The sequence below is a fragment of the Pseudomonas sp. JAI111 genome (assembly GCF_024809425.1).
Classification (GTDB): Bacteria; Pseudomonadota; Gammaproteobacteria; order Pseudomonadales; family Pseudomonadaceae; genus Aquipseudomonas.
On record NZ_JANUCB010000008.1, the window covers coordinates 131053 to 157160 of the forward strand.

Consider the following 26108-nt stretch of genomic DNA (forward strand, 5'->3'; position numbering starts at 1 on the left):
CTCAAATCTCCTTGGTCAGGCTGTGGCTGCGGTTGTCATCGCCATTGTCATCAGCGGCAGACAGCGGACGGGCCGGCGTGCGTTGCTTGCCTGGGCCACCTTCGTTGGTTTCCTTGCCTTCGTCGATTTTCGGCCCTTTGCGCACCAGGCGCATCATGTAGCCCAGACCGGCACCGAACAGCGCGAAATACACCACCACGAACATGATCAACGTGATGCTCATCTGCATGAAACTGTGGTTGGAGGAGGCATCCGCCGTGCGCATCAGCCCGTACACCACCCACGGTTGACGGCCGATTTCAGTGGTAAACCAGCCCGCCAGGATCGCGATCAGGCCGGACGGCCCCATCCACAACGCCAGGTACAGGAATGGTCGCGAGGTATACAGCTTGTCGCGTTTGCGCAGCCACAGGCTCCACAAGCCGGTGAAGATCATCAGGAAACCCAGGCCGACCATGACGCGGAACGACCAGAAAACAATGGTCGAATTAGGCCGGTCTTCAGGCGGGAACTCCTTGAGCGCCGGCACCTGTTTGTCCAGGGAGTGGGTCAGGATCAGGCTGCCGAGGTAAGGGATCTCCACCGCGAATTTGGTCTTTTCGGCTTTCATGTCCGGCCAGCCAAACAGGATCAGCGGGGTCGGTTCATCGCCCACATTTTCCCAGTGACCTTCGATCGCGGCGATTTTTGCCGGTTGATGCTCAAGGGTATTCAACCCGTGGAAGTCACCGATGACCGCCTGAATCGGCGCCACGATCAACGCCATCCACATGGCCATCGAGAGCATGGTGCGGATGGCCGGGTTGTCCTTGCCGCGCAGCAAGTGCCAGGCTGCGGAGGATCCGACGAAGAATGCCGTCGCCACGAACGCGGCCGTCGCCATGTGCATCAGGCGGTACGGGAACGACGGGTTGAAGATCACCGCCAGCCAGTCCACCGGAATGACTTGGCCATTGACGATTTCGTAACCCTGCGGCGTCTGCATCCAGCTGTTGGAGGCGAGAATCCAGAAGGTCGAAATGAGCGTGCCGATGGCGACCATGACCGTAGAGAAGAAGTGCAGATTGCGCCCGACCTTGTTCCAGCCGAACAGCATGACGCCGAGGAAACCGGCCTCCAGGAAGAACGCGGTCAGCACTTCATAGGTCAACAGCGGCCCGGTGACGGAGCCGGCGAAGTCCGAGAAGCGGCTCCAGTTGGTGCCGAACTGATAGGCCATGACCAAACCGGACACCACCCCCATGCCGAAGTTGACGGCAAAGATCTTCGACCAGAAATGGTACAGATCGCGGTAGGTGTCGTTATGCGTCTTCAGCCACAGCCCTTCGAGCACCGCCAGGTAACTCGCCAGGCCGATGGTGATGGCCGGGAACAGGATGTGGAATGAGATGGTGAACGCAAACTGCATCCGGGCGAGATCAAGCGCCTCCAAACCGAACATAAGTCTTCCTCTGTCAGTAATACCGGCTGAAGGCTCGCGGCCTGCACCCACTGCCCCCACGGATATGGAGTGTGGCGAATTTCAATTCGTTCTTTTTTTACAAACATCACAACGTAGGGAGTCTGGCCACGTGGCCGCCGGATCAATTCCACAAAAGGTCTTGATCTGGATCAAGCAATGGTTAAAAGAGTAGTCCCATTTTTGACGATGGACGGTGTGGTCTTTTGCCGCGTGACAGGTTGCCTCACGGCGCTGGTAATCAGTCGCAACACATCCCTTTGGGATCGAGCCTGCTCGCGAATGCGATCGGCCTGTCACCTTGATGATGTATGTGTCGGCGCCATCGCGAGCAGGCGCTGCCACACGGGAATTTCAGTGCTTTTGAGATCGGTGTTTAGCTAACTAAATTTTCAAAACCTGCAACTTCTGGTTACAGCTTGGTGATAATCTCGAGCCTTCCCTCGCCCAAGACCTGCCTTCAGATGCCCAGCCAAGCGCCCTTGCTGTTACGTCACCATCGCCCCTTTATCGCGTTCTGGCTGGCTCGGGTGTTTACCGCCAGCGGCTTTCAGATGCTCACCGTGGCCATCGGCTGGAACCTGTATCAGTTGACCGGCAACGTGCTGGACCTGGGTTTGGTGGGGTTGGTGGAGTTCGCCCCACGGGTGCTGTTCATGCTCCACACCGGGCATGTCGCAGACCGCTATGACCGGCGCAAGGTCGCGGCAATCTGTCAGTCCCTACAAGCATTGATCGCCCTGTCGCTGGCCATCGGCAGTGCGACCGACCATGTCACCCGGGAAATGATCTTCATCCTCGCTTTCCTGCTCGGTGCCGCACGCTCCTTCGAGATGCCGACCACCCAGGCCTTGCTGCCGAGCATTGTGCCCAGCGCGCTGTTCCCTCGCGCCGTCGCCGCCGCTCAATCAGCCCAACAATCAGCCACCATCGTCGCTCCGGCCCTGGGCGGTTTGCTCTATGCGTTTGGCAGCGTCTGGGTCTACGGCCCGACGGTAATCCTGTACATCATTGCCTGCTTGCTGATGCTCAACCTGCCCGCCCGGCAAACGCCGCTGAACAAGGGCAAGGCGACCCTGGATTCGCTGCTGGCCGGTATCCGCTTCATTCGCAGTCGCCCGGACATTCTCGGGGCCATTTCCCTGGATCTGTTTGCGGTATTGCTCGGTGGCGCGACGGCGCTGCTGCCGGTGTTTGCCAAAGACATTCTGTTGACCGGGCCGTGGGGCCTGGGACTGCTGCGCTCGGCGCCGGCCGTCGGTGCGTTGCTAATGTCGCTGTTCCTGGCGCGATTTGCCGTGGAGCGCAACGTCGGGCGAGTGATGTTCACTGCCGTCGGTGTGTTCGGCGTTGCGACCATTGCGTTCGGCCTCTCCACCTCGTTCTGGTTTTCTCTTGCCGTACTGGTGGTACTGGGCGCGGCGGACATGATCAGCATGGTGATCCGCGCCTCGTTCGTGCAACTGGAAACCCCGGATGAGATGCGCGGACGGGTCAGCGCCGTGAACGGTCTGTTCATCGGCGCTTCGAACCAGTTGGGCGAATTCGAATCCGGCCTCACCGCCCACTGGTTCGGCACCGTGCCAGCGGTGGTCATGGGCGGCATCGGCACATTGGTGGTCACCGGGGCGTGGATCAAACTGTTCCCGACCCTGGCCAACCGCGACCGCATGCATGTGCCGGTCGAAGAAGCCAAAGTCTAGAGCAGCTTGTCGAGGGTAATGGGGAAGTCCCGCACCCGCTTGCCCGTAGCGTGGTAGATGGCATTGGCCACTGCCGCCGCGACTCCGACGATGCCGATTTCCCCCACGCCCTTGGAACCCAAGGCATTGACGATCTCGTCCTGTTCTTCGACGAACAGCACATCAATGTCGCCGATGTCGGCGTTTACCGGGATGTGGTATTCGGCCAGGCTGTGGTTCATGTGACGCCCCAGCGCATGATCGGTTTGCGTTTCCTCGTGCAGCGCCATGCCGATGCCCCAGACCACGCCACCGAGAATCTGGCTGCGGGCCATTTTCGGGTTGATCACCCGGCCGGCGGCGATAGCGCTGACCACCCGGCTCACCTTCACTGAGCCCAAATCCTCATCCACCAAGACTTCGACGAACACCGCTGAATGGGTGGCGGTAGCGTAGGCATCGCGCTTCTTGTCCGGCGCAGCGTCGACCTGAACCTCGAGGGTGTCTTCGCCACTGTCGCGGACCAGATCGGACAGCTTTATACGTGCCTCACCGTACGACAGCTGCCCGTCTTCGAACACCGCTTGCTGCGAGGTCACGCCACTGAATGCAGGAGACGTTTGCCGTGCCACGGCGAGCAGTTTTTCCTGCAGGGCTTCACAGGCTTGTTGCACCGCAGTGCCGACCGACGAAACGGTGAACGATCCGCCCTGCAACGGCGCGGTGGGCAAGGAAGAGTCGCCAAGGACAAACGTGACGTCCTTGAGCGCAACGCCTGCCGACTGCGCGGCGATTTGCGTCATCACCGTGTAGGTTCCGGTGCCGATGTCCGTCGTCGCGCTGCTGACCGTCAGTTTGCCGTGCTGATCAAGGCAAGCCTTGGCGCTGGCTTTCTGCTGCATTGCCTCCCAGACACCGCCAGCCATGCCCCAACCGACCAATTGCCGGTCCCGGCGCATGCTGCGCGGTTCGGGGTTGCGTTGATCCCAACCAAAACGTTGGGCGCCCTGGGCGTAGCATTCACGCAGTTCTTTGCTGGAGTACGGTTTGTCTTCGTTCTGATTGCGCTCGGAAAAGTTGCTCAGGCGCAGTTGCACCGGATCAATCGCCAGCGCGCAGGCCAGTTCATCCATCGCGCACTCCAGGCCGATCAATCCCAGCGCCGCGCCCGGTGCTCGCATGTCCAACGGCGTGAACACGTCCAGCGGCACCAGTTTGTAGGTCAGTTGAACATTGTCGCAGTGATAGAGCATGCCGCTCCATTCCACGACGTGCTCGGTGAAATCTTCGAACCGCGAAGTCTGGCCAATGGCCGTGTGCGCGACCGCGAGCAAGCGACCATTGGCCGCCGCGCCCAATTGCAGGCGCTGCAAGGTGCGGGGCCGATAGCCAAAGGTGAACATCTGCTGACGTGTCAGCGTCACGCGCACCGAACGCTTGAGGTGCAACGCCGCCATCACCGCCAGTGGCAGCTGATATTGCGGACGCAAACCGGACCCGAATGCGCCGCCGACAAAGGCCGCGAAAATTCTGACCTGCTCTTTCTCAAGTCCGAAGACCTTTTGCACATAGGACTGACAGTTCTGCGGCCCCTGGTTCTTGTCATGGATGTGCAAGCTGCCGTCGGCCTGATACAGCACCGTGCTGGCGTGCGGCTCCATGGGATTGTGGTGTTCGATCGGCGTGCTGTAGTTCAGGTCCAGGCTGATGGCCGCGCCAGCGAATTCGGCCTGAAAATTCCCACGAGGCTTGGGCAGTTCGGCGGGCGCCGGATGCGCCTCGTCCTGCAGGCTAAACAGATCGGTCTGATGGCTGTCGGTGGCGTATTCAATTTTGATCAATGAGCCGGCATGGCGCGCCAGCTCAAGGTTGTCCGCGACCACCAGCGCCAGCGGTTGACCGCTGTACAGAACACGGTCGTTGTAAAACGGACGAAACGGCGAACCTTCGGCCGAGTCGGCGTCTTCGTAGTCATCGTCGTAACTGGCGATTTTCGGTCGATTTGTATGATCAATCACCGCTATGACGCCGGGCAGCGCCAGCGCTCTGGATGCGTCAATACTGACCACACGCCCGCTGGCGATGCTGCTTGAAACAACGCTGCCGTGCAGCAAGCCGTCCTCGGGAAACTCTGCGGCATAGCGCGCCTGACCAGTGACTTTGAGCAGACCATCGACCCGGTCCAGTGGTTGCCCCATGGGTTTGGTAATCGTATTCATCGGGTTTGCCCTCCCTGCGCTGCGTCGCCAAGGGCGCGGACAATGGCCCGGTGCGCCAATTTAACTTTAAAGGCGTTGTGTTCGAGTGGTTTCGCGTCCTGCAAAAGCGCATCGGCGGCAGCGCTGAAGGTTTCACGGCTCGGCGCTTTGCCCACCAGCCATTCTTCAACGCCCTGATCACGCCAGGGTTTGTGCGCCACACCACCGAGCACCAGCCGCGCCTGACGAATGACTGGCCCGTTCATGTCGAGCGCCGCCGCGACCGAGACCAGCGCAAAGGCATACGAAGCGCGATCCCGAACCTTCAGGTAATGGCTGTGGTTGGCGAAACCGGCGGCTGGCAATTCAACGGCAGTGATCAGTTCATCGTCGTCCAATTGGTTGTCACGTTCGGGTGTCTCCCCCGGCAGCCGGTGAAAATCAGCGAACTCAATGGTCCGCGCACCGTCGCGACCTTGCACGTGGACCACGGCATCCAGCGCGGCCAAGGCGACGCACATGTCGGACGGATGGGTGGCCACACACTGGGCGCTGGCGCCGAGGATCGCGTGGATGCGATTCAGCCCCTCACGCGCCGGGCAACCGCTCCCGGGTTCGCGTTTGTTGCACGGCACGCTGGCATCGTAGAAGTAATAGCAGCGCGTGCGTTGCAGCAGATTGCCGCCGGTGCTGGCCATGTTGCGCAACTGCGGTGAAGCACCGGCCAGAATGGCTTGCGATAACAATGGGTAGCGCTGCTCGATCAACGGGTGCCACGCCAGATCGGCATTGCTGACTAGCGCGCCGATCAACAATCCACCGTCTACCGTTTCGGTGACCTCACGCAACGGCAGACCGGTGATGTCGATCAGGTGCTCGGGGCGGGTGACATTTTCTTTCATCAAATCCAGCAGGTTCGTCCCCCCGGCGATGAAACGCGATGCCGGCCCGGCGAGATGAACAGCGTCTTGCACCGAATCGGGTTTGCTGTACTGGAAAGGATTCATCGGCCACCTCCTTGCCCAGGCTGGCGGCAGGCTGGAAGCGCCTCTTCGATGGCATCGCGGATGTTGCTGTACGCGCCGCAGCGGCACAGGTTGCCGCTCATCAGCTCGCGGATCTCGTGCGTCGTATGTGCCCGATCTTCGTTGACCAAACCCACCGCCGAGCAGATCTGCCCTGGCGTGCAATAGCCGCATTGAAAGGCGTCGTGCTTGATGAAGGCTTGCTGCATCGGATGCAGTTCATCACCGGTTGCCAACCCCTCGATGGTGGTCAACTCACTGCCGTCGCACATCACCGCCAGCGTCAGGCAGGCGTTCACCCGCTTGCCGTTGAGCAACACCGTACAGGCACCGCACTGCCCGTGATCGCAGCCTTTTTTGGTGCCGATCAGGTCCAGTTGCTCGCGCAGCAAATCCAGCAATGTGGTCCAGGGCAAGACCTCAAGCTGACGATCCTGACCGTTCAGGGTCATGCGTAACGGATGACGTGCAAAGGTCGGCTGCGCCGCCTCGGGAGTGGTCGCGCTCATAAACACCTCACGGTTGGTCGTACGTTCGCGGCGCTTGGTAAACCGCCGTCTTAAGGGGTACGACTTCGGGGTGGGATGAGCGTTCAAGGGAATTGATGGGCGTGAAAAAAGGCTGAAATAAAGGACAACGCATACATTTGCCGACCACGTGCAATACATAGATAGCGCACAAGGTGTAATGTATCGCCTTACACTCGTCCCATGATCAGATCCTTTCAACACAAAGGCCTTCGTGGCTTCTATGAAACAGGTTCGACCCGTGGGATCCGCGCAGATCATGCGAAGCGCCTGTCTCGAATGCTTCAGTTCATGGACCGGGCGGTACTGCCAAGCGACCTCGACCTGCCGGGATGGCGATTGCACCCACTCAAGGGTGAGTTGGCCGACTATTGGTCGCTGAGTGTTTCAGGAAACTGGCGGGTTATTTTTCGTTTTATCGGCTCGGATATCGAACTGGTCGACTATCTGGACTACCACTGACAGGAGGCAGGATATGCCCATGCACAACCCGCCACACCCTGGCGAAACACTGTTGACGGATGTTTTGCCTGAGCTTGGCATCAGTGTCACTGAATTGGCTCGCCACCTTGGGTTCGCTCGCCCGCATCTTTCGCGAGTCCTGCATGGCCACGCGCCAATCAGTCCTGACCTGGCAGTGCGCCTGGAGCGGGCCGGGATTGGTAAAGCCCGGATGTGGCTCGGTGTACAGACCGACTACGATCTTTGGCAAGCTGAGCATCGTGAGCAACCGGCTATCGAACCTATTGCTGCCCACGCCTGAAATTCGTCAAGCCTTCAACTCTCCCGCCACCGCCGTTCGCGTGGCTTTACCACAGAGTTGCTCGACCAGCGTCAACGCAAACTCCATTGCCCCACCCGATCCCTGTGCGGTAACGCAGTTGCCGTCCACCACCACGGGTTGGTCAACAAAGGTGCAGCCCGACAGTTGATGGCTGGCTGATGGAAGGCAGGTCATGCGCCGCTGACGCAAAACGCCAAAGGCTTGCAACGCCAGCGCCGGAGATTCGGCGATGCCCGCGAACAGGCGTCCGGCAGCGGCCTGGTCCTTGATCAGTTGTTGCAGGGGTTGATGCGCGGCGAGGTGTTGCGAGCCCACCTCACCTCCAGGCAGAGCAATCAGGTCAAACGGCTGGGCCAGCAAATCCACCAGCATGGCATCGGCGGTCAAGCGAGTGCCGCGGGCGCAGGTGAGCATGCGCCGTCCCTCGATACTTGCGACCACCACTTCAACCTTGGCGCGGCGCAGCACATCGATCAAGGTCACGGTTTGCAAATCATCGATGCCCTCGGCGAGGGTAATCAGAGCTCTAAAGGTCATGGGCACAGTCCACTGAGTGATCTTTAAAGCGTAGTCAGCTTTCCTGACCCTTGTTCGAGCGCAGGCGTTACTTGATGTAAAGCTTCGTCGAAACGGTATTGCCCGGCGCGTTGATCGAGCGGTTACTGAAGCTGAAGGTCCCTTCCTGTTTGCCGCCCAGGTCAAAGATGTATAGCGTGCCGACAATCTTCATCGAGGTACCGGTGCATTCGGTCGGGTTGCCGTTATCGTAGGCGCAGACCTTGGTTTGCATGCTATCGAGGTTGAAACCGTCGAGTTGCACGGTCGGCGCTCGGCCGTAGCCCATCTCCAGTACGTAGACCTTGATATTCGCGCCGCCGTGATCGCAGGTCGTGCGCTCCTGCCCCGCCGAGATATTTTCAATCCCGCACGCCGCCGACTGGACCTTGAGCACCTGGACGTTGCTCAACGGTGGTGCCGACTCCGCCATGACGGCGGGCACACTGGCCAGCAATGCGAAAAACAGCCCCGACGCCCGAACGATATTGCGCTTGATGCCCACCATGACCACTCCCCCAAGACAGGCGCGCAGTATGGCTCAGTTCAGCGAACCGCAAAACATCGCCGACGATCGCAGCCATTACCCCACGCTGCTGGTATGATGCGCGGCTTTTTCCGGCCCACAGAAAATTACCAGGCGCGATCAGCGGTCTGTGCTTTGCTGTTGAGGTCGATACATTCACGGCGCACTGCGCGCCACGGGGAGCAGACATGCTGGAAAGGCTGTTTCAACTCAAGGCACACAACACCAACGTGCGCACCGAGATTCTTGCGGGCGTCACGACCTTCCTGGCCATGGCCTACATTCTGTTCGTCAACCCGAGCATCCTCGGCGAGACCGGCATGGACAAGGGTGCGGTGTTTGTCGCGACCTGTCTGGCGGCGGCAATCGGCTCCACGGTGATGGGCCTGATCGCCAACTACCCGATCGCCCTCGCGCCGGGCATGGGATTGAACGCTTTCTTTACCTACACCGTGGTCCTGCACATGGGGCACACGTGGCAAGTGGCGCTGGGGGCAGTGTTCATCTCCGCCGTATGCTTCTTCCTGCTGTCGATCTTCCGCATCCGTGAATGGATCATCAACAGCATCCCCCTGCCTCTGCGCTCGGCGATTGCCGCCGGTATCGGCCTGTTCCTGGCACTGATCGCCCTGCACAACGCCGGTATCGTGGTCAGCAACCCGGCCACCATGGTCGGCCTCGGTGACTTGAAGCAACCGGCACCGATCCTCGCCACCCTCGGCTTTGCCCTGATCGTTGCACTGGAAGCGCTCGCCGTGCGCGGCGCGGTGCTGATCGGCATCCTGGTGGTGACCATCGCTTCCATCGCCTTGGGCTTTACCCCGTTCGGCGGCGTGATGTCGATGCCACCTTCACTGGCTCCGACCTTCCTGCAACTGGACATCAAAGGTGCGCTGGACATCGGTCTGGTCAGCGTGATTTTTGCCTTCCTGTTTGTCGACCTGTTCGACAACTCCGGCACCCTGATCGGCGTCGCCAAGCGCGCCGGCCTGATGGGCAAGGACGGCCACATGCCGAAAATGGGCCGCGCCCTGATCGCCGACAGCACCGCCGCCATGGCCGGTTCATTGCTGGGCACCTCGACCACCACCAGCTACATCGAATCCGCCGCCGGCGTGAGTGCCGGTGGCCGCACCGGCCTGACCGCCGTGGTCGTGGCGATCCTGTTCCTGCTGGCGTTGTTCTTCTCGCCACTGGCCGCCAGCGTTCCGCCGTTCGCTACCGCGCCTGCGCTGCTGTTCGTCGCGGTATTGATGACATCCGGGCTGGCCGAAATAGACTGGGACGACATTACCGTTGCCGCACCGGTCGTGGTCACCGCCCTGGCCATGCCATTCACTTATTCCATCGCCAACGGCATCGCCTTCGGTTTCATCTCCTGGACGGCAATCAAACTGCTGTCCGGTCGCGGCCGTGAGCTGAACCCGGCGCTGGTGATTCTGTCGATTCTGTTCGTGATCAAGTTGGGTTGGTTCAACGCATGACTTTTGATTCCCAGGCCTACGCCGTTCAGCTCGAACAAAAGGTCACGCGCTTGCGTGACCTGCTGGCCCCGTTCGATGCACCCGAGCCGGCCGTATTCGACTCGCCGCTGCAGAACTTCCGCCTGCGTGCCGAATTCCGCCTTTGGCGCGAAGGCGGCGAGCGTCACTACGCAATGTTTTCCCAGGAAGACAAACGCACGCCGATCCTGATCGAAGAGTTCCCGATCGCCAGCCTGCGCATCAATCAGTTGATGCCGCAGCTCAAGGCTGCGTGGAAAGCCAGTGCGGCGCTGAGCCACAAGTTGTTTCAGGTGGAGTTCCTGACGACCCTGGCCGGCGATGCAATGATCACGCTGTGCTATCACCGTCCGCTGGATGAGCATTGGCACACGGCGGCGTCGAAACTGGCCGCCGAGCTGAACGTCAGTGTGATCGGCCGCTCCAAGGGCAAGCGCGAAGTCATCGGTCACGATTATGTGGTCGAGCAACTGGAAGTCGGCGGTCGCACCTTCAGTTATCGTCAACCGGAAGGCGCGTTTACCCAGCCCAACGGCACCGTGAACCAGAAGATGCTCAACTGGGCTTACGAGGCCCTCGGTGATCGTTCCGATGATCTGCTGGAGCTGTATTGCGGCAACGGCAACTTCACCCTGCCGCTCGCGACCCGCGTGCGTAAAGTGTTGGCCACTGAAATCAGCAAGACGTCCGTCAACGCAGCGCTGAGCAATCTCAGCGAAAACGCTGTGGATAACGTCACGCTGGTGCGCTTGTCTGCCGAAGAACTGACCGAAGCGCTGAACGAAGTTCGCCCGTTCCGTCGCCTGCACGGCATCGACCTCAAGAGCTATGAGTTCGGCAGTGTCTTCGTCGACCCACCTCGTGCTGGCATGGACCCGGACACCTGCGAGCTGACCCGGCGTTTCGATAACATCCTCTACATCTCCTGCAATCCGGAAACACTGGCGGCCAACATCGCCCAGCTGCACGACACCCATCGCATCACACAGTGCGCGATGTTCGACCAGTTTCCGTGGACGCATCACATGGAATCCGGGGTGTTGTTGACGCGTCGTTGATGACGGGTGCCAGACTGAAAAAGCCGTCTCGATGACGGCTTTTTTATGTTCACAGAAATCAACCCGGCTGATTTTTTCGATACTCGGTGGTGGTCATTCCGGCATACCCCCAATTATCTGTATCAACTTCTTCAATCACGATGTGGGTCAGTTTTGGGTCCTTGCCGAGGACTCGTTGCAAGGTGTCGGTGATTTCGGCAATGACCTGGGCTTTCTGCTCTCGGGTGACGCCATCACGGGTAATACGCACGCTGACGAAAGGCATGATGCTGCTCCTGTCTGGTAATCGAAGAAGATGCCGGTCAAGTAAAGCACCGCTGAGTCGATTTCATCTACAGTGGCGAAATCCAGTTCCTTATTCGATCCCCGGTGTAATAAATCATGCAGCGACTCTTCGACGATCTTCAGCTGGGCAGCATCGAACTGTTTTGCCTGGCCGCCGAGGCCGGCAGTTTTACTGCCGCGGCACTGGTGGCAGGCGTGACGCCTGCGGCGGTGAGTCGTTCGGTGTCGCGCATGGAAGAACGACTGGGTGTGCGCCTGTTTGCACGCACCACCCGCAGCGTCAAGTTGACCGACAGTGGTCGGCGTTATTACGAGGAATGCCGTCAGGCACTGGCGCAACTGGTCGAGGCTCAGCGTGAAGTCATGGGCCAGCAACAGCAACCGGCTGGCACGCTGCGCATCAGTATTCCTACGACGTATGCGCACCATCGAATCTTGCCGTTATTGCCGGCGTTTCGGGCGCGGTTTCCAGAAGTGAAAGTCGAGTCGCACATCAGTAATCGCAATATCGATTTCGTCGGTGAAGGCTATGACATGGCCATCCGCGTGCGCGCGATTCCGGATTCCGGCCTGATCGCCCGGCACCTCGAAGATGCCGCGCTGGTGATGATTGCCAGTCCCGATTACCTGAAGCGCGCCGGCGTCCCGCAAACCCTGGACGACCTGGCGCAGCATGAATGCATTCAGTACGAGTTGCCCAGCAGCGGTCGGCGCATTGCCTGGCTGTTCACGGATAACGGCGTCCAGCGGGAGATTCTCGCCGAGGGCAGCCTCAGTTGTTCCGATGACGTGCTCGGTGGCGTGACCTTGGCCAAACACGGGGCCGGTCTGTTTCAGACCTATCGATTTATCGTCGAGAACGAACTGGCCGATGGCTCGCTGGTGGAAGTGCTCAAGCCTTACGGTGGGCGTTCGCGACCGTTCACTCTGCTCTACCCGCAAAGCCGTCATGTGCCCCTGAAGTTGCGGGCCTTTATTGATTTCCTGGTGGAACACCTGCCTCGATAAACATCGAAACTGTCCGATCACCGCACACAAACGCCCCAGGAAACGCCTGCTCAATTGACCAAACTAACCAGCTAGTACAATTTATCTCCACAGGCTGAGACCACAGCCGATTCCAAAAATAATATGTGGAGAGTCCCTGATGTCCCCTCTCGTTCTGGTGCTCAACGGCCCGAATCTGAACCTGCTTGGCACCCGCGAACCGGCCACCTACGGCCACGAAACCCTGGCCGATATCTCCGCCTTATGCGCCCGTTCTGCTGAAGAATTCGGTCTGAAGGTGGAGTTTCGCCAGACCAACCATGAAGGCGAATTGCTTGACTGGATTCACGGCGCTCGCGGTCGCTGCGCCGGGATCGTCATCAACCCGGCGGCCTGGACTCACACTTCGGTCGCGATCCGCGATGCACTCATCGCCAGTGAACTGCCGGTAATCGAAGTCCACCTGTCAAACGTTCACGCCCGCGAACCCTTCCGGCACCACTCCTTTGTCTCCGCTATTGCCACTGCGGTGATGGCCGGTTTCGGCAGCCACGGCTATCGCCTGGCGCTGGATTATCTCAGCCAACGTTTGAAAGGGTGAGCGCCATGACACAGAACACCGTGGTATTGGCCGGCCTGATCGGCGCTGGCATTCAGGCCTCGCGCACCCCCGCGCTGCACGAGCATGAAGGCGACGCGCAAGGCATGCGCTACGTGTATCGCCTGATCGACCTGGATTATCTGAAGCTCGACAGCAGCGCCCTGCCCGACTTGTTGGTGGCTGCCGAACGCATGAACTTCACCGGTCTGAACATTACCTTCCCGTGCAAGCAGGCGATCATCCCGCTGCTCGACGAGTTGTCGCCGGAAGCCCGTGGCATCGGCGCCGTCAACACGGTGGTGTTCAAAGACGGCAAACGCATCGGGCACAACACCGATTGCCTGGGCTTTGCCGAAGGTTTTCGCCGTGGCTTGAAGGACGTCGCCCGTGAGCGTGTGGTCCAAATGGGTGCCGGTGGCGCAGGCGCAGCCGTGGCCCACGCGCTATTGAGTGAAGGCGTACAGCTTCTGAGCATTTTCGATGTGGAGATCAGCCGTGCGCAGGCCTTGGCGGACAATCTCAATCAACACTTCGGTGCAGGCCGTGCGGTGGCTGGCCATGATCTACCGAGCACGCTGGGCCTGGCGGATGGTTTGGTGAACACCACGCCCATGGGCATGAAAAAATTGCCGGGCATGCCAGTGCCGGTGGAGTTGCTCCGATCTGCGTTGTGGGTGGCGGAAATCGTTTACTTCCCGCTGGAAACCGAACTGTTGCGCAACGCCCGCGCCTTGGGTTGCCGAACGCTGGATGGCGGCAATATGGCGGTGTTTCAGGCGGTGAAAGCGTTTGAGTTGTTCAGTGGCGTGGTGCCGGATGCGCAGCGAATGCTCGCGCATTTTCAAAGCATGACGGGTTGAAAGCGAAAGATCGCAGCCTCCTTTCACTCGACAGCTCCTACAGGTTGCGTAGGGGCTGTCGAGTGAAACGAGGCTGCGATCTTTTAAGTGTCAGGCTTGCAAATACCGCAGAACCGACTCGCAAATCATCTCTCGATGACGCTGCTTGATGCTCTCGTCAGGCAAGTCGACCTGAAAGATCTCGCCGAAGGTATGACGGTTCGACACGCGATAGAAGCAGAACGAACTGATCAGCAGATGCACATCCAGCGGCTCGAGCCCGGAACGGAACACACCTTCCTCGGCACCGCGACGCAAAATCTCGCCCAGTGAATCAAGGATGGTGTTGTTCATCGCCTTGATCGCATCGGAACGCTTAATGTATTCGGCGTTGTGGATGTTTTCGATACTGACGATACGCACGAAATCGACGTTGCGATCATGGTGATCGAAGGTGAATTCCACCAGCCGCCGAATTGCCTCGATAGGCGCCAGCTCGGTCAGGTGCAGACGGTTTTCAGTGCTGCGGATATCGCCGTAGAGTTTCTCCAGCACCTCGACATAGAGCTGTTCCTTACTGCCGAAGTAGTAATAGATCATGCGTTTCGAGGTGTGGATACGTTCGGCGATCGCATCGACGCGAGCCCCGGAAAGTCCTTGCTGGACGAACTCGACGATCGCCTCTTGAAGGATGTTCTCGCGGGTTTTTTCAGGGTTGTTCTTGCGACTCTTGCGCGGCTCGGCAACGGGTACGTCGGGCGCTGCGGAAAGTTCTGAAATTATCGTCATCGCGGGCTCACGGCCATCACTGCACAGGTGGGCGATTATGGGCCGCGCCGCACAGTGAAGGAAGCCGCGCGGCAGCGGTTTGTCTCCGTGTTTACGATTTTCCTACAACTTTGCCTGACGTACAGCCCCACTTCGCGACTTGGCCATCGCCGCCAGTCGGACCGCGACGTTAGCCGCGCCGTAACCAGCATAGCCGTTCTTGCGCTGGATGATCTCGAAGAAGAACCGCCCCTCGAACGGTTCGGTGTAGACATGGAACAGCTCGCCGCCCTGGGCATCGCGGTCATAGAGCACGTTGAAGTAGGCCAGTTCACTGAGAAATTCATCGTCGAAATCGAATCGCGCCGCCAGGTCATCGTAGTAATTGAGCGGAATATCCAGCAGCGGCACTCCCGCTTCTTTCGCACGGCTGACTTCGGCAAAGATGTCATCGCAATCAAACGCAATGTGATGCACACCCGAACCGCGATAACTGGACAATGCGTGTGAGATCGCGGTGTTGCGGTTCTCGGAGATGTTCAGCGGCAAACGAATCGAACTGTCACGACTGCGCAAGGCACGGCTTTTCACCAGGCCGTACGGATCGGGCAGCACCACTTCATCGTCGGCTTCAAAATCGAGCAGGCTTTTGTAGAACAGCACCCAGCTGTCGAGGCTGTCAGCTGGCAACGCCATGGCCATGTGGTCAATGCGCTTGAGGCCGCCACTGACCACGGCAGCCGGTTGCAGATTGAAGTCAGTGCCGTAGACATCGGCCTCCTGATCCACCAGATAGATCAGGCTGCCATCCGGCGCGCGCACCGCCGCCAGTTCCAGTTCGTTTGGCCCGACCAGTCCGCGATAGGGCTGACCTTTATAAGCCACGGCCCGGGCCAGCGCACTGGCGCTGTCCTTGACCCGCACGGCCGTGGCGCACAGCGATGGGCCGTGAGCCTCGAAAAAACTGTGGGCGAAGGAGTACGGCTCTGAGTTGAGGATCAGGTTGATATCACCCTGACGCAGCAGGCTCACGCTCTTCGAACGATGTTGCCCGGCCTTGACGAAACCCAGCCGCTCCAGCCAATGGGACAGCTTGGCGCCAAGGCTTTCGTCTACCGCGAACTCAAGAAATTCGATGCCGTTGTATTCGCTGGCCTTGGGCGTCTCGAACAGAATGTCGAGATGGGGCGCAGGCATGGTTTCCTGCGCCAGACGCTGACGGGTTTTCTCTTCGAGGTACAGCAACGAACGCAAACCGTCGGCCGCGTTGGCCCGAGGCGGCGCGGCGCGGAAGCCATCGTTAAAGATTTCCAGCGACAGCGGCCCGGTGTAACCACTCTTGATGATCGGTGCAAGGAACCCCGGCAAATCGAATTCGCCCTGGCCCGGGAAGCAGCGGAAATGCCGGCTCCACTCCAGCACGTCCATGGCAAGGATCGGCGCATCGGCCATTTGCACGAAGAAAATCTTGTCTCCGGGAATCTCCGCGATCGCACTCGGATCACCCTTGAGCGACAGCGTGTGAAAGCTGTCCAGCAACACACCAAGGCTTGGATGATCCGCCTGGCGCACGATGTTCCACACCTGTTGCCAGGTGTTCACATGCCGGCCCCAGGCCAACGCTTCGTAGCCGATTCGCAGGCCCCGTGCGCCCGCGCGTTCGGCCAGCAAGCGCAAGTCATCAATGAGGATTTGCTCATCACCGACGGAGTCGGCGGACGCGTTGCTGCACACCAGCACCAGGTCGGTGCCCAGTTCCTGCATCAGGTCGAACTTGCGCTCGGCCCGTTCCAGGTTGCGCTGCAAACGGTCGCGGCGGCAGCCTTCGAAGTCGCGGAACGGTTGAAACAGGGTGATCGCGATCCCGAGATCGGCGCACATCTGTTTAATCTCCCGCGGACTGCCGTCGTAATAGAGAAGGTCGTTCTCGAAAATCTCCACCCCGTCAAAACCGGCGGCGGCAATGGCTTCGAGTTTTTCCGGCAGGGTACCGCTCAAGGACACGGTGGCAATGGAACGCTGCATGTTTTCGACTCCCGGTGGAGGCTTCGGCTACAGGGAATTTGCGCCGCTTTTAAAAGATTGAGCGGATTATTGAGCTGACGGCCTTCTCGAGCAATTCAAAGTGTACTACCCGGTTAGTTTTCCGTTCGATAATCGAACACAATGGCCCTTGGCGAATTGACGATTTTTCGTCCACTGCCCAACATCGACTCCACATTGAGCCCGGTCAAACATCGGTCTCGGTGACCAAAAAACCAGAACACCACATAAAAATAATCGGTGGCCTAAATGACTCCTTCTCAAAGCTCTCCCGTGGAGCGCTCCTCCATGATTTCTGCCACCGGCGGCGTCGGTGCCAAGATTCGCGGTGCCATGGCGGTCGGCAAAACCCGCTGGGGCATGCTGGCGCTGGTATTTTTCGCCACCACGCTCAACTACATAGACCGCGCCGCGCTAGGCGTCATGCAGCCGATCCTGGCCAAGGAAATGAGCTGGACGGCGATGGACTACGCCAACATCAACTTCTGGTTTCAGGTCGGCTACGCCATCGGTTTCGTGCTGCAAGGGCGGTTGATCGATCGGGTCGGCGTCAAGCGCGTGTTTTTCTGCGCGGTGCTGCTCTGGAGCATCGCCACCGGTGCCCACGGCCTGGCCACTTCGGCAGTCGGCTTCATGGTTTGCAGGTTCATTCTCGGTCTGACCGAAGCCGCCAACTACCCGGCCTGCGTGAAAACCACGCGACTGTGGTTCCCGGCTGGTGAGCGGGCCGTGGCCACTGGCATCTTCAACGCCGGGACCAATGTCGGTGCGATGTTCACGCCGATGCTGCTGCCGCTGATCCTGCACGTGTGGGGCTGGCAAGCCGCGTTCCTGTGCATGTCGGCACTGGGCGGTATCTGGTTGCTGTTCTGGGGCTTGAAGTACTTCAACCCGGAAGATCACCCAAGCGTCAAACAATCGGAACTGGACTACATCCAGAAAGAAGTCGAACCGGAACAGGCCCGCGTGCCGTTCTCGAAAATCCTGCGCATGCGTGGCACCTGGGCCTTCGCCCTGGCCTACTCGATGACCGCGCCGGTCTTCTGGTTCTACCTCTATTGGCTGCCACCGTTTCTCAATCAGCAATACAACCTGGGGATCAACGTGACCCAGATGGGTATCCCGCTGATCATCATCTACCTGACGGCAGACTTCGGCAGTGTCGGCGGCGGCATCCTCTCTTCGTTCCTGATCGGTCGCGGGATCAACCCGATCAAGGCGCGGCTGATGTCCATGTTCCTGTTCGCCTGCTGCATCGTCGGCGTGATCATGGCGGCCGGTTCGAGCAGCCTGTGGGTCGCGGTGTTCGCCATCTCCCTGGCCATCGGCGCGCACCAGGCCTGGACCGCAAACATCTGGAGCCTGGTGATGGACTACACGCCCAAGCACATGATGAGTACGGTGTTCGGCTTCGGCGGCATGTGCGCGGCCATTGGCGGGATGTTCATGACCCAGTTGGTCGGGCACATTCTGACGGTGACCAACAACAACTACACGGTGCTGTTTACCCTGATTCCGGCGATGTATTTCATCGCGCTGATCTGGATGTACTTCATGGCGCCGCGCAAGATTCCTACCGTCACCGAGTAACAATCCCCTCCCCCGGCAGGCCTGATTCCAGGCCTGCCTTTTTGTTTCTCCTACCGACGACTCTGCTGCCACGCCGCGGCCAACCCGCTGCAGCAAATCACCGCGATCCCGACCACGGTGGTCAGGGTCGGCGTGTGGGAAAACAGCAGCCAGCCCAACAACCCGGCAAACACAATCTGGCAGTAGCCAAAAGGCGCCAGCAGCGCAGGGGCGGCGTAGCGGAAAGCCTGAGTCAGAAACAAATGCGCCGTCATCCCGCAGGCGCCCAGCGCCACCATCATGAAGCCATGCCCCAGGGTCGGTACTTGCCAGAAGAACGGCACCAGCGCGCTCATCACCAGGGTGTTGCACAGGCCGGCGAAGAAGTTGCTGGTCGTAGGGCTGTCGATGCTGCTGAGCTTGCGGGTGAGCAATTGATAAAAGCAGAAAAACAGCGCCGAGCAGAGCGGCAACAGCACGGCCGGAGTGAACAACTCACCGCCGGGGTGGACGATGATCAACACACCGACAAATCCGCAAATCACCGCGATCCATTGGCCCCGGGTGACACGCTCACCCAGCAGCGGCACCGACAGCGCGGTCACCAGCACCGGCGCAAGAAAGTTGACCGCCGTGGCTTCGGCCAACGGGATGTATTGCAAACCCGTAGTAAAAAACAGGCTGGTGCCCAGCAGGCACAACGCCCTCGCAAACTGCAGCAATGGCCGTTTGGTACGCAGGACGCGCAATCCGGATTGCGGCAGGAAGATCCCGGCCATCAGCAACGTGTGAACTACATAACGGGCCCAGACCACCATGACGATCGGGTAGAACCCCGACAAATACTTGGAAAAGGCGTCATGGCTGGAGAAGAGAAAGGTGGCAACAACAATCAGCAAGATCCCCTTGAAGGGTTGGTTAACGCCGGAAAGCGGGGTGCTGACAGTCATAGGCATTCCTTAAGTCGTGAAATCAAAAACATCACGGGCAAGCCGTGCCAACAATTCCCGGGTTTTATCCAGCGCCATCTGCGCCCGCTGCAACCCGCTCACACCCTGCTCCAGCAACTTCACGGTGGGAATCTCGAGGCTCAACGCAATATCGCTCGGCAAACACCGCAACAACCCTGCCAGGTCACACTCGCCATCGCCGGGAAAACGTCGTTCGTGACGGGCCTGACGCAAAATCTCCGCCATGTCCGTCGGTCTCGGTCCTGCGACATCACACAACTGTGCATACCGTAACCGCGACGCAGCCACCCTGGCCAGATCTTCCAGCCGTGAAGCCGAACGGTCGAAGTGAAAAGCATCGACCAATACCGCACCATTTCCGCGCCCCGCGTTGTCGACGATGCGCACCGCTTGCTCAAGATTGCGTGCATCGGTCCACGGCATGAACTCCAGATGCGGATGAAGCCCGTACGGTGCCGCCAAGTCACACAACTGCGCAAAGTTCTCGGTGAGCCGTTGTTCGTCAGGATCGTTACCGGCCACCAGCAATTCACTGGCCCCGAATTCGGCACCGACCGTCAGAATTTTCTCGAAATCGGCGACGACCGTGTCCGGTTTGAGCCGCAGAATTTCAACATCCAGCACCCGTATGCCGGTATCGCGCAGACGGTCCAGGGTCTTGCGCCGCAAGCCGGCATCGGCAACCAACGCAAAGTGATGCTCTTCGGCTGTCGCCGGTTCGAGGCGCAATCCGACATGGCTGTAACCGGAGCGTGCAGCCACTTCGACCATCTGCGGCGGAGACAGCTCCAGTACCGTCAGACTGGCCAGGGAAAAGATCCGTTCACTCATGTTTATTCCTGCATCCGAAGCCAGTCGGCGAAATACCCCACGGATCGACGACGGCGCACAGCGTCACTTGCGTCAGGGATTTGAGAGGGGGGTAATGCTGCTGGCCCCTATTGCCAGCGCCGATCAACGCGATACGAAGCGGCGAATTCATCGTACGGTCCTCTGGTGATTATTGTTGGAAGGCGACCATTCCAACAATCTAGAACCTGGTTCCAGATTCTTACACACATAAACCGCAAAAGTGTGCGAACAGCGCACACGTTCACTTATATGAACAGATCCGACGCCAGGCTTGCCGCTGACAATTCTCCGGTAAATTTCAACAACAGCGGAGCCAATTCATGCAGCCGCGCCCCTGGCATCCGCGCGCTGGGCCCGGCAATACTCAGCACGCCGATCACTCGGCCATCACCCGGATGACGCACTACTGCCGCGATTGCCGAAGTGCCTACCGCCGAGCTCTCCTCGACCCAGGCATAACCCTGCTCGCGCGCCAGGCGCAGGCGTTCGAGCAATTCGATATTGGATCGTGGCGCATTCGGCCCCAGGTCTTTGGGTCGCTCCCCGCCTTGGCGCTCCACCAGCGACAAGGCCTCGGCATCACTCATGCACGCCAGCCAGGCATGGCCCGACGCGGTATAGAACAAAGGCGCATCGCGCCCCATGTCCGGGTCGTAACGCAGCCCGGACCGAGCACCTTGCGACTTGGCGATCCAGACCTGCCGCTCGCCTTCGATCACGCCAAGACGCACCAGCTCGCCGGTCTCCTGGGCCAGGCGATCGAGCACCGGCTGAACGATATCGGCACCGCTGCTCGACAGGTAACGAAAGCCCATCGCAACCAGTTTGGTCGACAAGTGATAGCGCAAGGTCTCCGGGTTCTGGCGCACATAACCGAGCCGTATCAACTCGGCGAGCAGACGGTGGGTCGCGCTTTTGGGAATGTCCAGTTGCTCCGCCAGCGTCTGCATCGGCAGACCGCGAGGGTCACTGGTGAGACTTTCCAGCACGCTGAAAACACGTTCGATCTGACTGCCGGCCATGAGGGGTTCCACGCAAATTTTGGCCGATTCTAGAAGACAATCGGTCGAATGCGAAATCTGGAACCCACTGTCCGATAACCGCCCGCTTTGCGCCTCTCGCGGTTGCCGAGCAGGAACCGCCTCCTATATTTTCTGGAATCAAATTCCAAAAATACACAAAGCGTTGGAGCGCCACACTATGCCTGCCGAACCCCGTTCACTCCCGGACATCGATTGCGATGTGCTGATTATCGGCTCTGGGGCTGCCGGATTATCGGCAGCCGTCACGGCGGCGTGGCACGGGTTGAAGGTAATCGTGGTCGAGAAAGACCCGGTGTTCGGTGGCGCCACGGCATGGTCCGGCGGTTGGGCCTGGGTGCCGTGCAATCCTTTGGCGCGACGTGCCGGTATTGTCGAAGATGTCGAGCAACCGCGCACTTACCTGAAACACGAATTGGGCGAGCATTACCAACCGGCAATGATCGACGCGTTCCTGGAGGCCGGCCCACGGATGGTGGCGTTCTTCGAGCAACACACCTCACTGCAATTCGCCGACGGCAACGCGATTGCCGACATCCACGGCGACACGCCAGGCGCAGGCACCGGCGGGCGATCAGTGATCGCTGCACCATATGACGGGCGAAAAGTCAGCAAGCTGCTCAAGCGTCTTCGCCGAACCCTGCGGGAAACGTCGTTCATGGGCATGCCGATCATGGCGGGTGCGGACCTTGCGGCGTTTCTCAATCTGACGCGTTCACTGTCGGCCGCCTGGCACGTGACCCGACGCTTTACCCGGCACCTGCTGGACCTCGCCGTTCATGGTCGGGCAATGCAATTGGTCAACGGCGTGGCGCTGGTCGCTCGCCTGGCAAAATCCGCCGAAGACCTCGGTGTGCTGCTCTGGGAGTCAGCACCAGTCACCGAATTACTGCGCGAAAACGAACAAGTCCGAGGCGCGCAGGTCAGGACGGCCAAGGGCAACATCCGCATCCATGCACGCAAGGCTGTAATACTGGCCGCCGGTGGTTTTGCCCATGACATCGAACGGCGAAAATCCTTGTTCCCGCGCACCCCGACCGGCCATGAACACTTGGCGTTGCCGCCCCTCGGAGTCTGCGGCGATGGCTTGCGCCTAGGCGAAAGCGTCGGTGCGCGAGTCAATACTGAAATGGCTTCTGCAGTGGCCTGGGCACCGGTTTCGCGAGTGCCTCACAAGGACGGCAGCGTCGGACACTTCCCGCACATCATCGAGCGTGGCAAGCCGGGAATCATCGGTGTGCTGAGCAACGGCCAGCGTTTTGTCAATGAAGCCAACGGTTACTACGACTACGTCACCGCCATGGTCAACGCCGCGCCTTCAAGCGAAGAAGTCGCTTCGTGGCTGATCTGCAGCCATGCTTTCCAGCGACGTTACGGCTTGGGTATCTCCCGGCCGTTTCCGCTGCCGTTGTCAGGCTTTATCCGCAGCGGCTATCTGAAAACCGGTAATACGCTTGAGGAATTGGCTGCCGCCTGTGGCATCGACCCGAACGGATTACGCCGCACTGTGTCGCATTACAACCAGCACGCGCGCAACGGCGAAGACCCGCAGTTCGGTCGTGGTTCGACGCCTTACAACCGCAAACAGGGTGACGCCTTGCAGCACCCCAACCCCTGCGTCGCCCCCATTGAACAGGGGCCGTTTTACGCAGTGAAGGTCCAGCCCGGTTGTTTCGGTACCTTTGCCGGGCTCGAGGTCAACCAACACGCTCAGGTGCTGGGCGGATCGGGTCAGGCCATCCCCGGGCTTTACGCGGCGGGCGGTGACATGGCCAGCATCATGGGCGGGCACTACCCCGCCGGCGGCATCAATCTGGGTCCGGCGCTGACGTTCGGCTACATCGCCGCCCGCCATATCGCCGGTATCACCGCTTACGAACAGGAGATCGATCATGCAGCGAATCGTTAATGCCCAAGGACTGAACATGCCCAAACTCGGTCTCGGCACCTGGCCGATGCTGGGTGAAGAATGCACCCGTGCAGTCGAACAGGCGTTGATCTCAGGCTATCGACACATCGACACTGCCGCGGCCTACAACAATGAAGACGCAGTCGGCCAAGCATTGGCGAACAGTCCTACGCCTCGCGATCAGATCCACGTCACCACCAAAGTCTGGTGGAACCAACTGCAACCGGACGCCATGCGTCACTCCATGGACCGCAGCCTGAAAGCCTTGCGCAGCGATTACGTCGACCTGTTCATGATCCATTGGCCGACGACCGATTGGGACTTGCCACAGACCATCAAAACCCTGGTGTCGCTCAAGGAACAAGGCCTGGCACGCCACATCGGCGTGGCGAATTTTCCGTTGCCGCTGCTGCGCAAAGTCGTGGAAGAACTGGGCGCGCCGCTGTCCGCCATCCAGGTCGAATACCACGTGCTGCTCGGACAAAATGCGCTGCTGGACTATGCCCGTCGACATGACATGGCGCTGACGGCCTATTCACCCTTGGCCCGCAACAAGGTCTCGGACCTTGCGGCGCTCCAGCAGATTGCGGCCAAACACGGGGTGCTGCCGACTCAGGTCGCGCTCAAATGGCTGCTCGACCAAGCCAATGTGGCGGCGATTCCCAAAGCCAGCAGCAAGGCCAATCAACTGGCCAACCTTGCATCGCTGCAAGTGAATCTGGACGACGAAGACCGGGCATTGATTGCCGGTCTGTCCAAGCGCGAGCGTCAGGTCAATCCCGATTTCGCACCGGTGTGGGACGCGTTCGACCAGTAATTTACGGTACAGGCCGTCGCCTGCTCGATAAAAACCCATCGCCTGACGGAATTAGCTGGGTTACCCACGTTCAATACAGACCTGAGAGGTTCCCGGCGACCGCCACTGATTGCCGGGAATGCTGCCGTGCGCGATAAAAGCCGGACGGCCGGACTGGCGCCGCTCCCACTCACCAGCGACACTCATCCCCACGGACAATCAGAGGATTCCCACATGCTATGGAAAAAAGGCCGACGCAGCGACAACGTGGTCGATGCCCGCGGTGACGATGTCGGCAGTGGCGGCGGTGGGATGCGTTTTGGCGGTGGCAAGGGCCTGAGCCTGACCGCGATCATCCTGATTGTCGGGATCGGCTGGATTACCGGCCAGGACCCGATGCAGATCCTCGGACAACTGACCGGGCAAATGAGCGAACAATCGGCACCGGCCACCAACCAGAGCCGCAAAGCGCCGCCGGCCAATGACGAAGGCGCCGAGTTCGTGCGATCAATCCTCGGCGACACCGAAGACACCTGGGGCCAGATTTTCCAGCAGGCCGGTCATCAGTACAAAAACCCGACGCTGGTGCTGTTCAGCAATCGCGTCAATTCGGCCTGTGGCCTCGCGACGTCGGCGACCGGCCCGTTCTATTGCCCGGCAGACCAGAAGGTCTACCTGGACATGAGTTTCTTCCAGGAAATGTCGCAACGCTTTTCTGCGGCAGGAGATTTCGCGCAGGCCTACGTGATCGCTCACGAAGTCGGACACCACGTTCAGACCCTGCTCGGTGTTTCGGCGAAAATGCAGACAGCCCGCCAGCAAGGCCGGAAGATGGAAGGCGACGGAGGTTTGCTGGTGCGTCAGGAATTGCAGGCCGATTGCCTGGCCGGCGTCTGGGCCAACAATGCACAGAAGCGTCTGAACTGGCTGGAACCGGGTGACATCGAAGAAGCCTTGAACGCCGCCAACGCTATCGGTGACGACCGTTTGCAGCAGCAAGGCCAGGGTCGCGTGGTACCGGACTCGTTTACCCATGGCACGTCGGCGCAAAGGGTGCGCTGGTTTAAAACCGGATTTGCGCAAGGCCAGGTGGGCCAGTGCGATACCTTTGCGGCGAAAAACCTGTAAATGAAAAATTGGCTGTTGATGTTGCTGTTCACCTGCATGTTTACCCAGGCTGAAGAACATGCGGTCAAAGAGATCAGCCCCGGGCGCTTGTTGTTGAAAGAAGGTGAGATGGCGATGGGCATCAGCCCGGCGCCGACGAAAATCGAACGGGTGCTGATCATCATCCATGGCCGTCTGCGCAACGCCGAAACCTATCGCCAGAGCGCCGAACGTGCGGCGCAGCTGGCCGGGCAAAGTGCGAACACCCTGGTGATCGCCCCACAGTTTCTCAACGAAACCGACATTGCCCAACATCCGGTGGCGGACACCGTGTTGCGCTGGCAGGGCAATGACTGGATGGCCGGTGGATTATCCACCGCTCCGTTTCGGGTGAGTTCCTATGCGGCCCTGGACCAGATCATCGAGAGAATCAGCGACCGTCGACAGTTTCCGGACGTGAAGCAAATCATCATCGCCGGTCACTCCGGTGGCGCCCAGGTCGTTCAGCGCTATGCGCTGTTGGCTCACGACCAACCGGCACTGACGGCTGCGGGCGTGAAACTTCGCTATGTGGTCGCCAACCCTTCGTCCTACGCGTACTTCAATGAACAGCGGCCCGTAGCGTTCAACCATGCCGGCTGTCCGGGGTTCAATCGCTGGAAGTATGGACTGACGGATCTGCCCATTTACGCCAGTGGGCAAACGGCTCCGCAGATTGAAGGCAATTACGTCAAACGCGACGTGACTTATCTGCTCGGGCAGCAAGACATCGACCCGCAGCATCCGGCGCTGGATAAAGGCTGCGAGGCCGAAGCCCAAGGCGCTTACCGATTGGTTCGCGGACAGAATTATTTCAACTACCTGCTGCGTCGCAACCCGCAAGGGGTGAATCAGCGACTGGTCGAAGTGCCCGGGGTTGGGCACAACGGAGATGGGATGTTTACATCGCCGGAGGGGCAGAAGGTTTTGTTCGGGCAGTGAGTTTTTTATTGCCTGATTCGACGCCTTCGCGGGCAAGCCCGCTC

At 59.7% G+C, this 26108-nt stretch carries 25 protein-coding genes and 1 pseudogene; 13 read left to right on the forward strand and 13 right to left on the reverse strand.

Annotation, left to right across the window (positions count from 1 at the left end):
• Window position 1: 1 nt before the first annotated feature.
• Window positions 2–1441: a cytochrome ubiquinol oxidase subunit I gene (locus HNR03_RS22885; RefSeq protein ID WP_259155990.1), complete on the reverse strand. Its 1440-nt coding sequence runs from the start codon at window positions 1439–1441 to the stop codon at window positions 2–4.
• Window positions 1442–1923: 482 nt separating this feature from the next.
• Between HNR03_RS22885 and HNR03_RS22890 the strand changes: the two genes are divergently transcribed.
• Window positions 1924–3162: an MFS transporter gene (locus HNR03_RS22890; RefSeq protein WP_259155992.1), complete on the forward strand. Its 1239-nt coding sequence runs from the start codon at window positions 1924–1926 to the stop codon at window positions 3160–3162.
• Here the strand turns inward: HNR03_RS22890 and HNR03_RS22895 are convergent.
• Genes HNR03_RS22895 through HNR03_RS22905 form a run of 3 tightly spaced genes read right to left on the reverse strand, consistent with a single transcriptional unit; the run spans window position 3159 to window position 6816 of the window.
• Window positions 3159–5360: a xanthine dehydrogenase family protein molybdopterin-binding subunit gene (locus HNR03_RS22895; RefSeq protein WP_259155993.1), complete on the reverse strand. Its 2202-nt coding sequence runs from the start codon at window positions 5358–5360 to the stop codon at window positions 3159–3161. The two genes, HNR03_RS22890 and HNR03_RS22895, sit on opposite strands and share 4 nt — an antisense overlap.
• Window positions 5357–6346, reverse strand: coding sequence for a xanthine dehydrogenase family protein subunit M (locus HNR03_RS22900; protein WP_259155994.1), 990 nt, complete (start codon window positions 6344–6346; stop codon window positions 5357–5359). The genes HNR03_RS22895 and HNR03_RS22900 overlap by 4 nt, the downstream gene beginning before the upstream one ends.
• Complete coding sequence (locus HNR03_RS22905) at window positions 6343–6816, reverse strand: (2Fe-2S)-binding protein (protein ID WP_405046085.1); 474 nt, start codon at window positions 6814–6816, stop codon at window positions 6343–6345. The genes HNR03_RS22900 and HNR03_RS22905 overlap by 4 nt, the downstream gene beginning before the upstream one ends.
• 258 nt (window positions 6817–7074) lie before the next feature.
• Between HNR03_RS22905 and HNR03_RS22910 the strand changes: the two genes are divergently transcribed.
• On the forward strand, window positions 7075–7353 hold the full coding sequence (locus HNR03_RS22910) for a type II toxin-antitoxin system RelE/ParE family toxin (protein ID WP_259155996.1): 279 nt from the start codon (window positions 7075–7077) through the stop codon (window positions 7351–7353).
• A gap of 13 nt (window positions 7354–7366) precedes the next feature.
• On the forward strand, window positions 7367–7654 hold the full coding sequence (locus tag HNR03_RS22915; RefSeq protein ID WP_259155997.1) for a HigA family addiction module antitoxin: 288 nt from the start codon (window positions 7367–7369) through the stop codon (window positions 7652–7654).
• A gap of 6 nt (window positions 7655–7660) precedes the next feature.
• On the opposite strand, the gene HNR03_RS22920 is transcribed toward HNR03_RS22915, so the two are convergent.
• Both HNR03_RS22920 and HNR03_RS22925 read right to left on the reverse strand, forming a co-directional pair.
• Window positions 7661–8212, reverse strand: coding sequence for a DJ-1 family glyoxalase III (locus tag HNR03_RS22920; protein WP_259155998.1), 552 nt, complete (start codon window positions 8210–8212; stop codon window positions 7661–7663).
• A 67-nt stretch (window positions 8213–8279) separates the two neighbouring features.
• Window positions 8280–8738, reverse strand: a complete 459-nt coding sequence (locus HNR03_RS22925; RefSeq protein ID WP_405046079.1) for a DUF4879 domain-containing protein — start codon at window positions 8736–8738, stop codon at window positions 8280–8282.
• Between the two features lie 206 nt (window positions 8739–8944).
• On the opposite strand from HNR03_RS22925, the gene HNR03_RS22930 reads away from it, so the two are divergent.
• Together HNR03_RS22930 and trmA are read left to right on the forward strand one after the other, a co-directional pair.
• The gene (locus HNR03_RS22930; protein ID WP_222588552.1) at window positions 8945–10240 is read left to right on the forward strand and encodes an NCS2 family permease; all 1296 of its coding nucleotides are present in this window, start codon (window positions 8945–8947) and stop codon (window positions 10238–10240) included.
• On the forward strand, window positions 10237–11316 hold the full coding sequence (gene trmA / locus HNR03_RS22935; protein WP_259156002.1) for a tRNA (uridine(54)-C5)-methyltransferase TrmA: 1080 nt from the start codon (window positions 10237–10239) through the stop codon (window positions 11314–11316). The genes HNR03_RS22930 and trmA overlap by 4 nt, the downstream gene beginning before the upstream one ends.
• Before the next feature lie 58 nt (window positions 11317–11374).
• Here the strand turns inward: trmA and HNR03_RS22940 are convergent, their stop codons facing one another.
• Window positions 11375–11581 carry a 4-oxalocrotonate tautomerase family protein gene (locus tag HNR03_RS22940; protein ID WP_208671354.1) on the reverse strand — a complete coding sequence of 69 codons (207 nt, stop codon included), beginning with the start codon at window positions 11579–11581 and terminating at the stop codon, window positions 11375–11377.
• Between the two features lie 116 nt (window positions 11582–11697).
• Here HNR03_RS22940 and HNR03_RS22945 point away from each other — a divergent pair, with 116 nt between their 5' ends.
• From HNR03_RS22945 to HNR03_RS22955, 3 genes are all read left to right on the forward strand, one after another.
• Window positions 11698–12609 carry a LysR family transcriptional regulator gene (locus tag HNR03_RS22945; protein WP_259156003.1) on the forward strand — a complete coding sequence of 304 codons (912 nt, stop codon included), beginning with the start codon at window positions 11698–11700 and terminating at the stop codon, window positions 12607–12609.
• A gap of 139 nt (window positions 12610–12748) precedes the next feature.
• Window positions 12749–13189 (forward strand): type II 3-dehydroquinate dehydratase, encoded by a 441-nt coding sequence (aroQ, locus tag HNR03_RS22950; RefSeq protein ID WP_259156004.1) that lies wholly within the window; start codon window positions 12749–12751, stop codon window positions 13187–13189.
• A gap of 5 nt (window positions 13190–13194) precedes the next feature.
• Window positions 13195–14049, forward strand: coding sequence for a shikimate dehydrogenase (locus HNR03_RS22955; protein WP_259156010.1), 855 nt, complete (start codon window positions 13195–13197; stop codon window positions 14047–14049).
• 90 nt (window positions 14050–14139) lie between these two features.
• On the opposite strand, the gene HNR03_RS22960 is transcribed toward HNR03_RS22955, so the two are convergent.
• Complete coding sequence (locus HNR03_RS22960) at window positions 14140–14817, reverse strand: TetR family transcriptional regulator (protein WP_222588559.1); 678 nt, start codon at window positions 14815–14817, stop codon at window positions 14140–14142.
• Between the two features lie 102 nt (window positions 14818–14919).
• Entirely contained in the window at window positions 14920–16821 is a 1902-nt protein-coding gene (quiC, locus tag HNR03_RS22965) for a 3-dehydroshikimate dehydratase QuiC (protein WP_259156012.1), read from the reverse strand.
• Window positions 16822–17127: 306 nt separating this feature from the next.
• Between quiC and HNR03_RS22970 the strand changes: the two genes are divergently transcribed.
• A complete protein-coding gene (locus tag HNR03_RS22970; protein WP_259156014.1) occupies window positions 17128–18429 on the forward strand; it encodes an MFS transporter in 1302 nt (433 codons plus the stop codon).
• A 50-nt stretch (window positions 18430–18479) separates the two neighbouring features.
• Here the strand turns inward: HNR03_RS22970 and HNR03_RS22975 are convergent, their stop codons facing one another.
• From HNR03_RS22975 to HNR03_RS22990, 4 genes and pseudogenes are all read right to left on the reverse strand, one after another.
• The gene (locus HNR03_RS22975; RefSeq protein WP_222588562.1) at window positions 18480–19358 is read right to left on the reverse strand and encodes a DMT family transporter; all 879 of its coding nucleotides are present in this window, start codon (window positions 19356–19358) and stop codon (window positions 18480–18482) included.
• Between the two features lie 9 nt (window positions 19359–19367).
• Complete coding sequence (locus HNR03_RS22980; RefSeq protein WP_259156017.1) at window positions 19368–20210, reverse strand: sugar phosphate isomerase/epimerase; 843 nt, start codon at window positions 20208–20210, stop codon at window positions 19368–19370.
• Between the two features lie 40 nt (window positions 20211–20250).
• Window positions 20251–20361: pseudogene (locus tag HNR03_RS22985) on the reverse strand (gfo/Idh/MocA family oxidoreductase); the annotation flags it as partial.
• Window positions 20362–20476: 115 nt separating this feature from the next.
• Window positions 20477–21253: an IclR family transcriptional regulator gene (locus HNR03_RS22990; RefSeq protein ID WP_259156019.1), complete on the reverse strand. Its 777-nt coding sequence runs from the start codon at window positions 21251–21253 to the stop codon at window positions 20477–20479.
• 178 nt (window positions 21254–21431) lie between these two features.
• Between HNR03_RS22990 and HNR03_RS22995 the strand changes: the two genes are divergently transcribed.
• The 4 genes from HNR03_RS22995 (at window position 21432) to HNR03_RS23010 (ending at window position 26064) form a co-directional block, all read left to right on the forward strand.
• A complete protein-coding gene (locus HNR03_RS22995) occupies window positions 21432–23180 on the forward strand; it encodes an FAD-dependent oxidoreductase (protein ID WP_259156021.1) in 1749 nt (582 codons plus the stop codon).
• Complete coding sequence (locus tag HNR03_RS23000; RefSeq protein ID WP_259156030.1) at window positions 23164–23997, forward strand: aldo/keto reductase; 834 nt, start codon at window positions 23164–23166, stop codon at window positions 23995–23997. The genes HNR03_RS22995 and HNR03_RS23000 overlap by 17 nt, the downstream gene beginning before the upstream one ends.
• A gap of 213 nt (window positions 23998–24210) precedes the next feature.
• The gene (locus HNR03_RS23005; protein ID WP_259156031.1) at window positions 24211–25104 is read left to right on the forward strand and encodes a neutral zinc metallopeptidase; all 894 of its coding nucleotides are present in this window, start codon (window positions 24211–24213) and stop codon (window positions 25102–25104) included.
• Window positions 25105–26064 (forward strand): alpha/beta hydrolase, encoded by a 960-nt coding sequence (locus HNR03_RS23010; RefSeq protein ID WP_259156033.1) that lies wholly within the window; start codon window positions 25105–25107, stop codon window positions 26062–26064. It abuts the gene before it with no gap.
• Window positions 26065–26108 lie beyond the last annotated feature (44 nt).

What these genes read in the sequence shown, in the direction of transcription:
- HNR03_RS22970 (WP_259156014.1), top strand. Translation starts at nt 17,128, where the DNA reads ATGATTTCTGCCACCGGCGGCGTCGGTGCCAAGATTCGCGGTGCCATG.
- HNR03_RS22920 (WP_259155998.1), bottom strand. Translation starts at nt 8,212, where the DNA reads ATGACCTTTAGAGCTCTGATTACCCTCGCCGAGGGCATCGATGATTTG.
- HNR03_RS22975 (WP_222588562.1), bottom strand. Translation starts at nt 19,358, where the DNA reads ATGACTGTCAGCACCCCGCTTTCCGGCGTTAACCAACCCTTCAAGGGG.
- HNR03_RS22995 (WP_259156021.1), top strand. Translation starts at nt 21,432, where the DNA reads ATGCCTGCCGAACCCCGTTCACTCCCGGACATCGATTGCGATGTGCTG.
- HNR03_RS23010 (WP_259156033.1), top strand. Translation starts at nt 25,105, where the DNA reads ATGAAAAATTGGCTGTTGATGTTGCTGTTCACCTGCATGTTTACCCAG.
- HNR03_RS22900 (WP_259155994.1), bottom strand. Translation starts at nt 6,346, where the DNA reads ATGAATCCTTTCCAGTACAGCAAACCCGATTCGGTGCAAGACGCTGTT.
- trmA (WP_259156002.1), top strand. Translation starts at nt 10,237, where the DNA reads ATGACTTTTGATTCCCAGGCCTACGCCGTTCAGCTCGAACAAAAGGTC.
- HNR03_RS22960 (WP_222588559.1), bottom strand. Translation starts at nt 14,817, where the DNA reads ATGACGATAATTTCAGAACTTTCCGCAGCGCCCGACGTACCCGTTGCC.
- HNR03_RS22890 (WP_259155992.1), top strand. Translation starts at nt 1,924, where the DNA reads ATGCCCAGCCAAGCGCCCTTGCTGTTACGTCACCATCGCCCCTTTATC.
- HNR03_RS22905 (WP_405046085.1), bottom strand. Translation starts at nt 6,816, where the DNA reads ATGACCCTGAACGGTCAGGATCGTCAGCTTGAGGTCTTGCCCTGGACC.
- HNR03_RS22990 (WP_259156019.1), bottom strand. Translation starts at nt 21,253, where the DNA reads ATGGCCGGCAGTCAGATCGAACGTGTTTTCAGCGTGCTGGAAAGTCTC.
- HNR03_RS22980 (WP_259156017.1), bottom strand. Translation starts at nt 20,210, where the DNA reads ATGAGTGAACGGATCTTTTCCCTGGCCAGTCTGACGGTACTGGAGCTG.
- HNR03_RS22895 (WP_259155993.1), bottom strand. Translation starts at nt 5,360, where the DNA reads ATGAATACGATTACCAAACCCATGGGGCAACCACTGGACCGGGTCGAT.
- quiC (WP_259156012.1), bottom strand. Translation starts at nt 16,821, where the DNA reads ATGCAGCGTTCCATTGCCACCGTGTCCTTGAGCGGTACCCTGCCGGAA.
- aroQ (WP_259156004.1), top strand. Translation starts at nt 12,749, where the DNA reads ATGTCCCCTCTCGTTCTGGTGCTCAACGGCCCGAATCTGAACCTGCTT.
- HNR03_RS22945 (WP_259156003.1), top strand. Translation starts at nt 11,698, where the DNA reads ATGCAGCGACTCTTCGACGATCTTCAGCTGGGCAGCATCGAACTGTTT.
- HNR03_RS22885 (WP_259155990.1), bottom strand. Translation starts at nt 1,441, where the DNA reads ATGTTCGGTTTGGAGGCGCTTGATCTCGCCCGGATGCAGTTTGCGTTC.
- HNR03_RS22940 (WP_208671354.1), bottom strand. Translation starts at nt 11,581, where the DNA reads ATGCCTTTCGTCAGCGTGCGTATTACCCGTGATGGCGTCACCCGAGAG.
- HNR03_RS22910 (WP_259155996.1), top strand. Translation starts at nt 7,075, where the DNA reads ATGATCAGATCCTTTCAACACAAAGGCCTTCGTGGCTTCTATGAAACA.
- HNR03_RS22925 (WP_405046079.1), bottom strand. Translation starts at nt 8,738, where the DNA reads ATGGTGGGCATCAAGCGCAATATCGTTCGGGCGTCGGGGCTGTTTTTC.
- HNR03_RS23000 (WP_259156030.1), top strand. Translation starts at nt 23,164, where the DNA reads ATGCAGCGAATCGTTAATGCCCAAGGACTGAACATGCCCAAACTCGGT.
- HNR03_RS22955 (WP_259156010.1), top strand. Translation starts at nt 13,195, where the DNA reads ATGACACAGAACACCGTGGTATTGGCCGGCCTGATCGGCGCTGGCATT.
- HNR03_RS22930 (WP_222588552.1), top strand. Translation starts at nt 8,945, where the DNA reads ATGCTGGAAAGGCTGTTTCAACTCAAGGCACACAACACCAACGTGCGC.
- HNR03_RS22915 (WP_259155997.1), top strand. Translation starts at nt 7,367, where the DNA reads ATGCCCATGCACAACCCGCCACACCCTGGCGAAACACTGTTGACGGAT.
- HNR03_RS23005 (WP_259156031.1), top strand. Translation starts at nt 24,211, where the DNA reads ATGCTATGGAAAAAAGGCCGACGCAGCGACAACGTGGTCGATGCCCGC.